The 12464-nt window shown below is 44.2% G+C and carries 13 protein-coding genes; 1 reads left to right on the top strand and 12 read right to left on the bottom strand.

Going from position 1 to position 12464, the window contains the following annotated elements:
• Positions 1 to 479: 479 nt before the first annotated feature.
• The 7 genes from ACESR9_RS07595 to ACESR9_RS07625 all read right to left on the bottom strand — a co-directional run bounded on the left by ACESR9_RS07595 (position 480) and on the right by ACESR9_RS07625 (position 7290).
• Positions 480 to 1520, bottom strand: a complete 1041-nt coding sequence (locus ACESR9_RS07595; protein ID WP_373106219.1) for an aldose epimerase family protein — start codon at positions 1518 to 1520, stop codon at positions 480 to 482.
• An 81-nt stretch (positions 1521 to 1601) separates the two neighbouring features.
• Positions 1602 to 2771 (bottom strand): SIS domain-containing protein, encoded by a 1170-nt coding sequence (locus tag ACESR9_RS07600; RefSeq protein WP_373106220.1) that lies wholly within the window; start codon positions 2769 to 2771, stop codon positions 1602 to 1604.
• 83 nt (positions 2772 to 2854) lie between these two features.
• Positions 2855 to 3259 carry a PTS sugar transporter subunit IIA gene (locus ACESR9_RS07605; RefSeq protein ID WP_003002366.1) on the bottom strand — a complete coding sequence of 135 codons (405 nt, stop codon included), beginning with the start codon at positions 3257 to 3259 and terminating at the stop codon, positions 2855 to 2857.
• 11 nt (positions 3260 to 3270) lie between these two features.
• The gene (locus ACESR9_RS07610) at positions 3271 to 4089 is read right to left on the bottom strand and encodes a PTS system mannose/fructose/sorbose family transporter subunit IID (RefSeq protein WP_195623704.1); all 819 of its coding nucleotides are present in this window, start codon (positions 4087 to 4089) and stop codon (positions 3271 to 3273) included.
• Positions 4076 to 4990, bottom strand: a complete 915-nt coding sequence (locus ACESR9_RS07615; RefSeq protein WP_373106221.1) for a PTS mannose/fructose/sorbose/N-acetylgalactosamine transporter subunit IIC — start codon at positions 4988 to 4990, stop codon at positions 4076 to 4078. The genes ACESR9_RS07610 and ACESR9_RS07615 overlap by 14 nt, the downstream gene beginning before the upstream one ends.
• 39 nt (positions 4991 to 5029) lie before the next feature.
• Positions 5030 to 5506 (bottom strand): PTS sugar transporter subunit IIB, encoded by a 477-nt coding sequence (locus ACESR9_RS07620; RefSeq protein WP_373106222.1) that lies wholly within the window; start codon positions 5504 to 5506, stop codon positions 5030 to 5032.
• The gene (locus ACESR9_RS07625) at positions 5503 to 7290 is read right to left on the bottom strand and encodes a glycoside hydrolase family 35 protein (protein ID WP_373106223.1); all 1788 of its coding nucleotides are present in this window, start codon (positions 7288 to 7290) and stop codon (positions 5503 to 5505) included. The genes ACESR9_RS07620 and ACESR9_RS07625 overlap by 4 nt, the downstream gene beginning before the upstream one ends.
• A gap of 132 nt (positions 7291 to 7422) precedes the next feature.
• Here ACESR9_RS07625 and ACESR9_RS07630 point away from each other — a divergent pair, with 132 nt between their 5' ends.
• The gene (locus tag ACESR9_RS07630; protein WP_049472675.1) at positions 7423 to 8139 is read left to right on the top strand and encodes a GntR family transcriptional regulator; all 717 of its coding nucleotides are present in this window, start codon (positions 7423 to 7425) and stop codon (positions 8137 to 8139) included.
• A 185-nt stretch (positions 8140 to 8324) separates the two neighbouring features.
• Here ACESR9_RS07630 and purB read toward each other — a convergent pair whose 3' ends face one another.
• The 5 genes from purB to purE are packed head-to-tail and all read right to left on the bottom strand — an operon-like array spanning position 8325 to position 12433.
• Entirely contained in the window at positions 8325 to 9623 is a 1299-nt protein-coding gene (purB, locus tag ACESR9_RS07635; protein WP_373106224.1) for an adenylosuccinate lyase, read from the bottom strand.
• 55 nt (positions 9624 to 9678) lie between these two features.
• Positions 9679 to 9906 (bottom strand): hypothetical protein, encoded by a 228-nt coding sequence (locus ACESR9_RS07640; protein ID WP_045760093.1) that lies wholly within the window; start codon positions 9904 to 9906, stop codon positions 9679 to 9681.
• A gap of 9 nt (positions 9907 to 9915) precedes the next feature.
• Entirely contained in the window at positions 9916 to 10866 is a 951-nt protein-coding gene (locus ACESR9_RS07645) for a ketopantoate reductase family protein (protein ID WP_373106225.1), read from the bottom strand.
• Positions 10867 to 11958 carry a 5-(carboxyamino)imidazole ribonucleotide synthase gene (gene purK, locus ACESR9_RS07650; protein ID WP_373106226.1) on the bottom strand — a complete coding sequence of 364 codons (1092 nt, stop codon included), beginning with the start codon at positions 11956 to 11958 and terminating at the stop codon, positions 10867 to 10869.
• A complete protein-coding gene (gene purE / locus ACESR9_RS07655) occupies positions 11945 to 12433 on the bottom strand; it encodes a 5-(carboxyamino)imidazole ribonucleotide mutase (protein WP_003015335.1) in 489 nt (162 codons plus the stop codon). The genes purK and purE overlap by 14 nt, the downstream gene beginning before the upstream one ends.
• Positions 12434 to 12464 lie beyond the last annotated feature (31 nt).

Here is a 12464-nt window from a genome sequence, read left to right on the forward strand (position 1 = left end):
CTGCGTCAATGTACCTAAACTCACTAACGTTTGCTAAGAAATAAGGAACGTAGTTTTCACTCCGCTCAAACTGCATCAATGTACCTAAGCTCGTCTATGTCCCTATCAGGCTTGGTTAGATGAAATAGGTTTAGCAATAATTACATAACGCAGTGGTTGATTGGTATCTTTGTTCGCTCTTATAGCTCCAAAGATTACCTAATCAACTGTGCGGGGGTGAGACAACGAACAATTTTAAAAAATTGTTCTGTCTCACTCCCGGAAAAAAGCCACCGGTTTTGGTGGCTCTTATAGGGAGATTATTATGAAAAAGTTTTAGGAGTTTTATCATTCAAAGTTAGGAGGTCTTTGATGATGGTATTAGTATACGATAGGAAGCTTAAACTTTCCTTATAGTTTTTCTAAAAAATTTTTTTCGAGAAAAAGAGGATGTCCCAAGCAAGGATTTCACATTCTTGTTTGGGTCACCCCTTTCCTCCTTATTTCTTAGCGATGGCATGGTAGCTAGTCTTGCTGGTGAAGACTTGACCTGCTCTCAAGATGACCTTTTCAGCCTGATCACTGTGAATGGCATCTGGCACTGTTTGGAATTCTAGAGCCAAGCCATTGTGCTGCACCATTGGTTGGCCTTGCAGATGAACCGTTTCGTCTACGAAATTGGCTGAATATACCACCAAGGCTGGGGCTTCTGACTTGAAGGTCAAGAAACGTCCAGATGGCTGATGGTAAAGAAAGCCAGCATTTTCATGCCCTTCTGGAAGAGCAAATGGATGGTCTAATCCTTCTACCAGGCGGATTTGCGGATCAGAGTCCTTAAAAAGATCCTCCAAGAGCATGGCTTGGTAGAGATGCTGGACAACCGGACTTTCTCTATCCACGGTCTGAAGAGGAACACCGTCTGGATGGATAGGGTAAAGCCCTTGATGGTTGATCTGAAAGACATGGTCATTGATCGGCTGGGTGAAGTTCCCAGATAGGTTGAAATAGCTGTGGTTGGTCGGGTTGACCAAGGTATCTTGATCCGTTTCTACCCGATAGGCAATCTCAAGTTCACCATCTTCCGTCAAACCATAGGTTACCCAGATCTTGAGATTTCCAGGGAAACCGCCGGTACCATCTGCACGCTCTGTATACAGAGTGATTTCCTGATCCGTTAACGACTCAACGCTAAACAAGGCACTGTCCCATCCCGTCGGTCCACTGTGGTTGCAGTTAGCACCGTTATTAGCTTCCAAATGATAGGTCTCTCCATTAAGTTCAAAACTTGCCCCTGCAATCCGGCCTGCTACCGGGCCAATACTAGCCCCATATTTAGGGCTATTGCCCACATAGTCCTCAAAGCGATCAAAGCCTAGAATAATATTCGTAAACTGGTCTTCTTTATCCGGTGTCACATATTCTAAGATCGTCGCCCCATAGGTCATGACAGATAATTGGTAGCCCTTATCATTTTCGAGGCGATAAGCCCGAACCTCTTGATTCTGCCATTCCCCAAACACGCTTTCTTGATACTGTTTCACTAACCTTCTCCTCTCACTGTTTTTTTCCATTGTATCAGTTCCACAAGAAGAAACACTCCACTTTTTATAGAAAATTAGTGGCTATTCTTTATGAAATGGATGAATGATCACCCCTTGAACAACCCGATTGACAGTACCAGTCGGTGAAGGTGTGTCTGGGCGATTTTGCACCTTGAGCGAAGTCAAAAGAGAAATCAATTGACCATAGATAATGTAAGGGAAGGCACGGTAGATATCTAATGAGTCTGCTGATGCTTCCACCAACACTTCCCGTACATGCTCGATCCCTGCAGCTTGATTGGTCAAGAGGACGACCTGACGAGCAATCTGATCTCCTGCAACTTCTCGAACCAAGTCCAGATCATACTGACGGGTATAAGGATCAATGGATCCAAAGACCAAGACGAGAGTTTGGTCATTGATGAGGGATTTCGGTCCGTGACGGAAACCGACAGGACTCTCATACATGGTTGCGATTTTGCCTGCTGTTAATTCCAAAATCTTGAGCTGGGCTTCATGGGCTAGACCAAAGAAAGGTCCTGCCCCCAGATAGATCACGCGCTCAAAGTCTAGATCAACCACTTCCTTGACCTCACGGTCCTGCTCCAAGATTTGCTCAGACAGATCAACCAGCTCTTCTACTCGTTTTTCCTTGATCTCCTCCTCGCTTGGATCAAAGACCAAGAGAGCTGTTAAAAGCATAGAGGTGAAGCTAGAGGTCATCGCAAAGCCAGCATCATTGGTTTCTTTAGGTTGAAGAAGCAAGAGATTGCGCTCATCTCCGTGGGCTTGCTGGGCCAGCTTCCCTTCTTCAGCACAGGTAATGGTGATCTGATAGAGCTCATCGACCAGATCTTGGGCCAACTGCACGGTTGCGACACTTTCTGGCGAATTACCACTCCGGGCAAAAGATACTAAAACTGTCGGAACCTCTTTTTTCAAATAGGTTTGAGGATGAGCTACGATATCCGTCGTCGCAATCGATTGGAAATTCCAGTGGCGTTCATCGTGCACTTCCTGCAAATATGGAACCAAGGTATCTCCCACATAGGCTGAGGTCCCAGCCCCTGTCAAGATGACCTTGATATAGTCATGCTCTTTCCCAATTTTTTCTAAGAAAGCTTGAATTTCTTCTTTTCTTTCTTGGTACAAGCGAGCCGTTTCTTTCCAAACCGTCGGTTGTTGGTAGATCTCACGAGTGGTGATCTCTGCTCCTAGCTCCTGCAAGTCTTCTTTTGTATAGTCTAACATAGAACCTGTTGTTCCTTTCTACAATCTAACGTTGATAAATGGGAAAGGAGCCTGAGATGATGCTCCCAGACTCCCATACCAACCTACTCATCTTCATCATCATCAAGGTTTGACAAGAGGTCATTGACCTTGACAATACTTTCTTTTGCACGTTCAGGGTAGTCCCCTTCATTACCAGTCAGGCTACTATTGATGAACTCGATGACCATCGGAAGATTCATCCCTGCGTATAAGTCAATCGCACGTCCTTCAAGGATCAAGCGGCTCACGGTGTTGCAAGGAGTTCCTCCCAAGAGATCGGCAAATACAATATAGTCTTCTAGACCTTGGACTGTTGCTTCAAATTTAGCAGTAAAGTCTTCTGGTCCTTCTTCTGGTAAGAGTGCAACCGTATGGATGGATTCTTGTGGTCCCATAATCATCTCTGTGCTAGCTTTAAGCTCTTCACAGAAGCGACCATGACTGACCAATACTAACTCTTTTGCCATACCTTACTCCATTATGCCATTCCAAAGAAGAAGTGGCCAAATGCTGAGAATGCGATTGCTGCAAGGATGATGAGCAAGATAGCTTTTGTAGAGTTCATACCCTTACGTCCAAGCAACCAGTAGATCACACCTGTGATGATAGCTGGTACCAAACGTGGGAAGATCAAATTGAGCATATCTTGAATTTCAATCGCTTTGTCCCCAATGTGTGGAGCCCAAGAAACTTCAACACCAATCATGCTAGCAATCAAGGCACCAACCATGAAGATACCAAGTACAGAAGCTGCGTCGATCAAAGCTGTCAAGGTACTTTGCATGTTGTTGATGAGGTTAACCCCTTCTTTATAGGCAAATTCCAACTGTTTCCAACGGAAAATGTCATAAGCAACTGCCACAGCGATCCACAAGAAGATACCGGCTGGGTTTCCTGCAATAGCCAAAGTTGCTGCGATTGAACCCATAATAGCTGGTACCAAAGATCCAAAGATAGAGTCCCCAAGAGGAGCGAATGGTCCCATGAGACCTGTCTTGATCCCGTTCACCGCATCTTTTGATTTGACACCATCTTTTTCTTCCAAAGCAAGGTCAAAACCAGTGATAATGGTGTGGAAGAATGGTGAAGTATTGAAGAATTGCGTATGCAATTTCATCATTTCTTTCAATTCTGGAGTGCCATCACCATACATTTTACGCAACTGAGGTAAAAGCATATAAAGGTAACCAGAAGCCTGCATCCGTTCGTAGTTCCAACCCAATTGGAAGGTGAAGAGGCTACGTTTGTTGATTTGTTTAAAATCTTCTTTTGTTAGTTTGTAATTAGAATTCGTCATCTTCAATTTCCCCGCTTTCTACATTGCTTGCTGGAGCAGCTACGACTGTACGTTGACTGTTTTTGAAGTGTTGTACTGCAAGGAAGATACCGATAATGGCAATACCAATCATAGATACACTCTTGAAGTTGTTAACAAAAGTAATAGCTTGTTCTTTTGGAAGTTTAGCGAACACTTCAGAACCAACAATGCTAGACACTGCAGCACCAAGGCTTTGAACATTGCTATAAAGCACTGTCAACATTGCTGTTAAGCCAAAGCCAAGTGCTAAGTAGTGAAGGTTACGACGAACAGGAAGGTAACGAAGCAAGATCGCAAATCCAAGACCTGGAAGCATTTGACCTGCAAGTTTCAGACCGTTTGCCAACCATTGTACATTAGCAAGACCTGTAACAACAGTTTCTACGAAAGATCCACCAAAAGCAAGAGCGAAGAAGACCGGAAGGGCACGAGAAAGAGCCCAAGGAATCGCTCCAAGAAGGTAGTTGCGTTCGATACCTTTGTAGTCAAAGCGGTCGATTGCAGCATCTACACGGTGAGCGAAGTAAGTTGTAGTCATACGACCAAGAATATCAAAGTAGGTCAACAAAGTTGCTACCGGCACAGCGATTGTAGCAATAGCAAGCTCTGGATCAATCCCTTTCGCTACTGAGAAGGCAGTCGCAAGAACGGCACCAGAAGTGGCGTCAATACGAGAAGCACCACCGAAAGTACCAACACCGAGCACTGTCAATTGAAGAGAAGCTCCGATAAATAGACCTGTCTTTAAATCTCCCATAACAAGTCCTGTAATGAAACCAGCAAAGACTGGTGATCCTGCTGATGAAACAATCGTCAACTCATCACAGATTTGATAAGCTGAGTACAAAGTAAGTAGTAAAATTTGCCACCATTGTATCATGACAATTTCCTCCTAAAAATTTTCTTTTTTATTTATAAACTATTTGAGCAACTTCAAGAAGTCTTGAACTGGATCATTTGGAACCATTTGAGCAGTTAGCTTAACTCCTTTTTCAGCTAGCTTGTGGAAAGCTTCCACATCGGCATCCACTACGTTGATCGAGCGGGTAATCGCACGCGTCTCATCAGATTGAGACATGTTCCCTACGTTTAAGGTTTCAAGTGGCACACCTGCTTCTACCAAGCCTAGGAAGCGGTCAGGTTTGCGAGCTACGATAAAGAGTCGTTGGCTATCATATTTTCCAGCCAAGATATTTTCCGCAGCCTTTGCGACTGGCAAGATACTAAGCTTAACACCAGGTGGTGTCGCTAGTTTCAAGCCACTTTTTTCGATATCATTTTGAGCGACTTCATCATCGATCACCATGATACGTGAAACATTTAGTTTGGTAGTCCAAAGATTGGCTACCTGCCCGTGGATCAAACGTCCATCGATACGGCATCCTACAATAGTCATAAGTTTTCCCCCTTTACTTCTTTGAATGTAGGTTGTTGAACAAGTTGAAGTGTCTCTTGGTAACGCCCTTCTGTCTCAAAGACGATCAGGCTATTGGCTCCTTCTTTGAGGAAACCATGAGGCACGTAAAGTGAAGTGGTCGGTCCGACCTCCCAGAAGCGGCCAAGGTTATGGCCATTGACAAAGACGACCCCTTTCCCAAATCCTGTCATATCCAGATAAGTATCAAGGGTGTGGTCCAGCTGAAAATCATATCGGTAAAATGCTGGAGCACCTGCCTGCCATTCCTTTGAAAAATCGAGCTGACTGAGATCTTGTAAATCCAGTGGGTACTGCTTCCAATGAAGATGGAAGTGCAAATCTACACAGACACCTGTGCGAATGCCCTTGTGCTGGCTATCAGCTAAGAGCTTGTGCCCGTAGTTGACACGTCCCATATTCTCAAGCAAGATTTTTAAATTCGTAACCGCTTTCTTTTTTCCTTTGATAAAAAGATCTTCACCGATCTCTGTTTGGTATTGCGTTGCTACATGTTGATCATCCAGGTAAATCTGTACCCGATCCCGACCATCAATGATGCGCAGTCTTTCTTCTTCCGCATCCAACTCAAGGTCTGTCTCATATAGGAGATAACCTGTGGTTTGCCCCAACTCTTCCATCTTTTCAGGATAAAGGCTGGTCTCAACCTGAGCCAGATTGTCCAGATTTCCAAAAAGACTAGTCTTGGCTGCCAATTGCAAGGTTTGTTCTGGCAAACACTCTTTGATGAGCGGTTCCTGCTGTGGGTATTCCGGATAATAGGTCGCCATCATTTTTTGAATAGCATAATACTTCTCCGTCGGATTGCCCTGCTCATTGAGCAAAGCCCCATAGTCATAGGACGTCACCTGTGGCAAATCGAGCGTTCCCCGAGCTGAGCAACCATTCATAAAGCCGAAATTGGTCCCGCCATGAAACATGTAGAGATTGATGGAGCCGAGCTCCAAGACCTCATGGACAGCTTCTGCCAACTCTTCTGGATCCCTTTGAATCACAGGTTCTTTCCAGCGGGTAAACCAGCCATCCCAGAATTCCATACACATCAAAGGCCATTTTTTGCCGTATTCGTCAAAGAATTCTTTCATTTGACCAAAGTTATAGGCTGCTTTGGAACCGAAGTTTCCCGTCACGAAGAGGTCTTCTTCAATCAGGGTTCCTGTTCTTAGCGTTGCTCGCCATGGTCCATCTGATGTAAAGAGGGGACAGGTCACGCCTTTTTCCTTCATCAAATCCCGAATGGCACGAAGATAATCCTTATCCTCTCCATAAGAGCCATACTCATTTTCCACCTGCATCATGAGGATTGGACCACCCTGATCCACTTGGTAGGGTATCAACAAGCCAAGCAAGCGATCATAATAACGATCCACTGCTTCGATAAAGGCTGGGTCAGATGAGCGGATTCGCAGGTCTTCTTCCAAGAGCCAGGCTGGTAATCCACCAAATTCCCACTCTGCACAGATAAAGGGCGACGGCCTTACAATCATGTAAAGTCCTAGGGACTGGGCTGTTTGAATGAAACGCTCTAGATCCAATCGACCACTAAAGTCAAACTCCCCTTTGCGGGGTTCATGCGCATTCCAAGGGACATAGGTCTCAACCGTGTTAAAACCCAAAGCCTTTAGATTATACAAGGAATGATACCAGTCTGCTGGGTCAATTCGGAAATAATGGATCGCTCCGGATAAAATCTTGAAGGGTTGATCTTTTAAATAGAAAGCATCGCGAATCTCAAAAACTCCCATAAACGCCCCCCTTTCTTATATGTAACCCTTTTCATTTATTAATATAATAAATTATTTAAAAAATGTCAACACTTTTATAAAAAATATGTTAAAATAGGGTTAAATAAGAGAAATCTAAAGAGAGGTAGCACTATGGCAATTCCAAAGTACCAACACATCAAAGATGAATTGAAGCAGCAAATTATCTCCGGAAAATTTGAAAATGGAGATAAATTTTATACTGAAGCTGAACTCATTAAAATTTATGATGTCAGCTCTATCACCGTTGTCCGTGCTTTGAACGACCTCGCTGCTGATGGCTACATTGTCCGCCAGCAAGGAAAAGGAACCTTTGTTTCTCGTGCTCGAAAACACAAACTGGTTGAATTTTCAGATGTTGAAACCTTCCCAATCCAAAAGGCCAAAGTCAAAGTTCTCTCTATTAAACGTGGAAATACCTTGAGCATCCTAGACAAACTAGGCCTCAACCCAACGCAATTCTACTATAAGATCGAACGGACTCGCCAGACAGGGGATGATACCTATATCTTCCACCAAACCTATGTTCCTGAACAATACATCAATCCAAACTATCCAAATTTGGAATATTACAGCTCTATCTATGATCGCTTCAAAGAAGACTATCACATTCATATGAATGATGAGCACTTCGAAGAAGTCAACGAAATCGTCTTTCCTACACCAAGCAAGGTTGCTAAAGTATTGAAGATCGACGAAAATTTCCCAACGGTCAAACAAGTGAAGACGACCAAGTTAGAAGCTACTGGCCAAATCCTTGAATACACGGAAACCTATAAACGCGGTGACTACTACAAGATCAAGTTCATCTCCTGTGACCGCGATCACTAAGAACCAAAAAGACTGAGACATCTCGGTCTTTTTTATAGCTCCAGTATAGCACGTTGAAAACGATTTCTAAAGACCTCTTTAAAAATATATATAATTAGTGATAGTTTAGCTATAAAAAGTTTAAAAAAGAAGCAGATTCCTCTGCTTCTTTTCGTCTATTTTTCAAATTCCCTTTTTCGTTGCGATTAGTCACCCAAACCGATGCGTTCGAAGATTTCATCCACCCGTTTGGTGTAGTAAGTTGGGTTGAAGATTTCGTCGATTTCTTCTTGAGTGAGACGTGAAGTTACTTCTGGATCTGCTTCAAGAAGTGGTTTGAAGTCTACTTGGTTATCCCATGATTGGGCAGTCTTCGGTTGAACAAGGTCGTAAGCTTGCTCACGTGTCATCCCTTTTTCAATCAAAGTCAACATGGCACGTTGGCTGAAGATCAAACCAAATGTAGAGTTCATGTTGCGAATCATGTTTTCTGGGAAGACTGTCAAGTTCTTAACGATGTTTCCGAAACGGTTGAGCATGTAGTCAATCAAGATGGTTGTGTCTGGTGCGATGATCCGCTCAGCTGATGAGTGAGAGATATCACGCTCATGCCAGAGTGACACATTTTCGTAAGCTGTGACCATGTGACCACGGATCACACGCGCAAGACCTGTCATGTTTTCAGAACCGATTGGATTGCGTTTGTGAGGCATGGCTGAAGAGCCTTTTTGACCTTTAGCAAAGAACTCTTCCACTTCACGTTGTTCAGATTTTTGCAAACCGCGGATTTCAGTTGCCATACGTTCGATAGATGTTGCGATGCTAGCAAGAACTGCAAAGTACTCAGCGTGAAGGTCACGAGGAAGGACCTGTGTAGAGATTTCTTGAGCACGGATACCCAATTTACCGCAGACGTATTTTTCAACGAATGGTGGGATATTGGCAAAGTTACCAACCGCACCAGAGATTTTACCAGCTTCCACACCAGCAGCCGCATGCTCGAAACGCTCGATGTTACGTTTCATTTCGCTGTACCAAGTTGCCAATTTAAGACCAAAAGTTGTCGGCTCCGCATGCACACCGTGGGTCCGACCCATCATGATAGTGAACTTGTGCTCTTTCGCTTTGTCAGCGATGATGTTGAGGAAGTTTTCAAGGTCCTTGCGGATGATGTCGTTAGCTTGTTTATAGAGGTAACCATAGGCCGTATCTACCACGTCAGTAGATGTCAAACCATAGTGAACCCACTTGCGCTCTTCACCAAGAGTCTCAGAAACCGCACGTGTGAAGGCCACCACATCGTGGCGAGTCTCCTGCTCGATTTCAAGAATACGGTCGATGTCAAAATCCGCTTTTTCACGGATCAAAGCCACATCTTCCTTAGGGATTTCTCCCAACTCAGCCCATGCCTCATCAGCCAAGATTTCCACCTCAAGCCAAGCACGGTATTTATTTTCTTCAGTCCAAATGTTCGCCATTTCTGGGCGAGAGTAACGTTCGATCATATTATTATTTTCCTTTCTTTTGATGTTTCACATCAGTTAGCAACCGACTGTCGCTTTACTCAAATTCTTCTTTCCCAATCCACACAGATGGATAGTGATCGAGTGTATTCAAATCCGTATCCAGTGGGACATCATAGATAGCTAAATAGTTTTCAGGGTATTGAGCAGTCAGCTCTTCATACTTAGCTTTCACTTTTTCGTGATCGCTACTAGCATATAAGACTTCGACGACTGCTCCAGTCTTCTCTTTTTCAACAAATGCGTTGACGATAAGTTGAATCATAAAAACCTCCTAAATCGAAATGCCCTTCATATTTGCTTCCAGAATAGGCATCTTCACACCTAACTCCTGACCAGTCTGATAAACACTTTGACAACAATAGAAGATGTCCTGTTTATCATTGTGTAAGGTCATGATTTTTCGGGTTAGCTCATTTTTCGCAAACATAACTTTCATGGCTTTGCCGGCTATCCAAGCGGGAATTTTGTAGGGTAAGAGTTCTGCCTTATAAAGTTTCAAATTCACACCACGCGCTTCTACAACTTTCAAAGCTTCTCGAATGGCCTTGATAGCTAATGATAATTCCGAAGAACTATTCATCAAGTTCAGAGCCAATTCTTCTGGATTTTCCAGATTTCCCGAACGCGCAGCTGTCGAAGTAACACCCGCATTAATCGCCATGTGAATCCAAATCCACTCGACCATATCATGAGGCACTTCCCACTTCAAATCTGCAGAAGTCAGCAAAGTCGTCAGATCAGCATAGTTAGAAATGTGTGCTTTTTGCTCAGCTTCTAGCATTAAATGGTCAAACAAGACACCATCCAAATGGTCCTCCTGCATGTGACCTCCAGCTGTCGGAAAGGCCAGAATATAGTCGTAATCCCCTGCCCACTCTTGGACCTCTTTTCGAGTATCCCAGAAATTGCAGAAGAAAACAAGGGTACCTTTGATGTTATTTTTTCGCAAGGTCTCCACAGCTTCTTTGACAAACCCATGTCGCACACTCAGAAAAATAAAATCATATTCTGAATCAGCTTCTGCCACATGAACCTCATAGGTGTCGTGTTTATTTTCACCTTTGGAATGATAGCGACCATCTAGTAGATCAACCGACAACTCCTTCGGAGCAGTGCTTTTCTTACTATCTCTCAGTACGTGTTCCACTTGATGGCCTGCTTTTTGGAAGGCGTAGGCATAAGTGGTCCCGATGACTCCAAGTCCTAGAATCGCTATTTTCACTTAAAAATCAATCCCTTTCCCAAATTCCTCAACCTTATCAGGCATATCACTAAACAAAGTCACATGTCCCATCTTGCGGTTGTGCTTTGCTTCTAGTTTACCATATAAGTGGAGGTGAGCGCTTGGATTTTCTGTCACATATGTTTCAGCAACCTCGACGTGTTGGCCGAGTACATTGAGCATGACAGCTGGTGCATGAAGGTGAATTGCTGGAAGTGGTGCTCCGAGAACGCCCAAGATATGAGTATCAAACTGGGAGAAGTCACAAGCTTCAATCGAATAATGCCCTGAATTGTGTGGGCGAGGCGCGATTTCGTTGACGATGATGTCATCAGCTGTCGCAAACATTTCCACGCAAAGAGTTCCAGAAAGGTTCAGTTGTTCTGCGATTCGCACTGCCATCGCTTTGGCTTTTTCAGCTAGACTTTCTGAAATGCGAGCAGGCACAATGGTTTTTGAAAGAATGTTGTTGCGGTGGATATTTTCCTGAACAGGGAAGACTGTCACGTCCTTTCCATTTCCAGATACGATGACAGAAATTTCAAGGTCAAAGTTGACAAATTCTTCTAAAACGCAGTCTGCCGAATCAGCTAACGCATATGCTTCTTCTAAATCTGCTTCTGAACGAATAACCTTCTGACCATGGCCATCGTAACCACCGGTCGCGGTTTTGAGGACATAGTTTTTAGACAGGTCGATATCTGCCAAATCTTGGCTTGAGGTCATGACCTTGTAAGGTGCCACAGTGACTTGTGCCTTCTTGGAAAGAAAGTCCTTCTCAAAGATCCGGTTTTGGGAGATGCGAAGTAGGTCAGTCCCTTGAGGGAGCTGTCCTTCTTTGATAACAGCATCCAAACCGTCAGCATCGACATTTTCAAATTCATAAGTGAGAACATCACAGCGGTCTGCCAACTGACGAAGAGCATCTACGTCGTCGTAAGGGGCCACGATGATTTCTGCCACACGAGAGGCTGGGCAATCAGCTGCTGGATCCAATGCAATAACCTTGTGTCCCATGTAGATAGCTGAGATCGCCATCATCTGACCGAGCTGGCCACCACCGATGATCCCAATGGTTTTAGTTGAGCTCATTTGTAGACTCCTCTGCAATTTTTCCTTGTTCTTCAGCGAAATCCGCCAAAGCTGTCGCAATAGCCTGGTCCTCTACTGAGAGGAGACGGAGGGCAAAGAGGGCTGCATTAGTCGCACCAGCTTCACCGATCGCCATAGTTGCAACAGGTACACCACCTGGCATCTGAACGATAGAATAGAGCGAATCTACACCGCTAAGAGCACGTGATTTGACTGGCACACCGATGACTGGAAGAGTTGTTTTAGCAGCAACCATACCTGGCAAGTGAGCAGCGCCACCAGCACCTGCAATGATAACCTTGATACCACGACTACGTGCTTCTTCGGCATGTTTGAACATGAGGTCCGGTGTACGGTGTGCGGAAACAACTTTCTTTTCGTAAGCGACGCCGAAGTTGTCGAGAACTTCAGCAGCTTTTTGCATGGTTGCCCAGTCGGATTTTGAGCCCATGATGATGGAAATTACTGGTTTCATTTTTAATCCTTTTTCTTTTTTTGATAATGGT

It is taken from the genome of Streptococcus parasanguinis (assembly GCF_964238605.1).
Classification (GTDB): Bacteria; Bacillota; Bacilli; order Lactobacillales; family Streptococcaceae; genus Streptococcus; species Streptococcus parasanguinis_AJ.

Bases quoted from the DNA above. Each gene is read 5' to 3' on its own strand.
- ACESR9_RS07600 (WP_373106220.1), bottom strand. From the start codon at position 2,771: ATGTTAGACTATACAAAAGAAGACTTGCAGGAGCTAGGAGCAGAGATC.
- ACESR9_RS07605 (WP_003002366.1), bottom strand. From the start codon at position 3,259: ATGGCAAAAGAGTTAGTATTGGTCAGTCATGGTCGCTTCTGTGAAGAG.
- ACESR9_RS07610 (WP_195623704.1), bottom strand. From the start codon at position 4,089: ATGACGAATTCTAATTACAAACTAACAAAAGAAGATTTTAAACAAATC.
- ACESR9_RS07615 (WP_373106221.1), bottom strand. From the start codon at position 4,990: ATGATACAATGGTGGCAAATTTTACTACTTACTTTGTACTCAGCTTAT.
- ACESR9_RS07620 (WP_373106222.1), bottom strand. From the start codon at position 5,506: ATGACTATTGTAGGATGCCGTATCGATGGACGTTTGATCCACGGGCAG.
- ACESR9_RS07625 (WP_373106223.1), bottom strand. From the start codon at position 7,290: ATGGGAGTTTTTGAGATTCGCGATGCTTTCTATTTAAAAGATCAACCC.
- ACESR9_RS07630 (WP_049472675.1), top strand. From the start codon at position 7,423: ATGGCAATTCCAAAGTACCAACACATCAAAGATGAATTGAAGCAGCAA.
- purB (WP_373106224.1), bottom strand. From the start codon at position 9,623: ATGATCGAACGTTACTCTCGCCCAGAAATGGCGAACATTTGGACTGAA.
- ACESR9_RS07640 (WP_045760093.1), bottom strand. From the start codon at position 9,906: ATGATTCAACTTATCGTCAACGCATTTGTTGAAAAAGAGAAGACTGGA.
- purK (WP_373106226.1), bottom strand. From the start codon at position 11,958: ATGAGCTCAACTAAAACCATTGGGATCATCGGTGGTGGCCAGCTCGGT.
- purE (WP_003015335.1), bottom strand. From the start codon at position 12,433: ATGAAACCAGTAATTTCCATCATCATGGGCTCAAAATCCGACTGGGCA.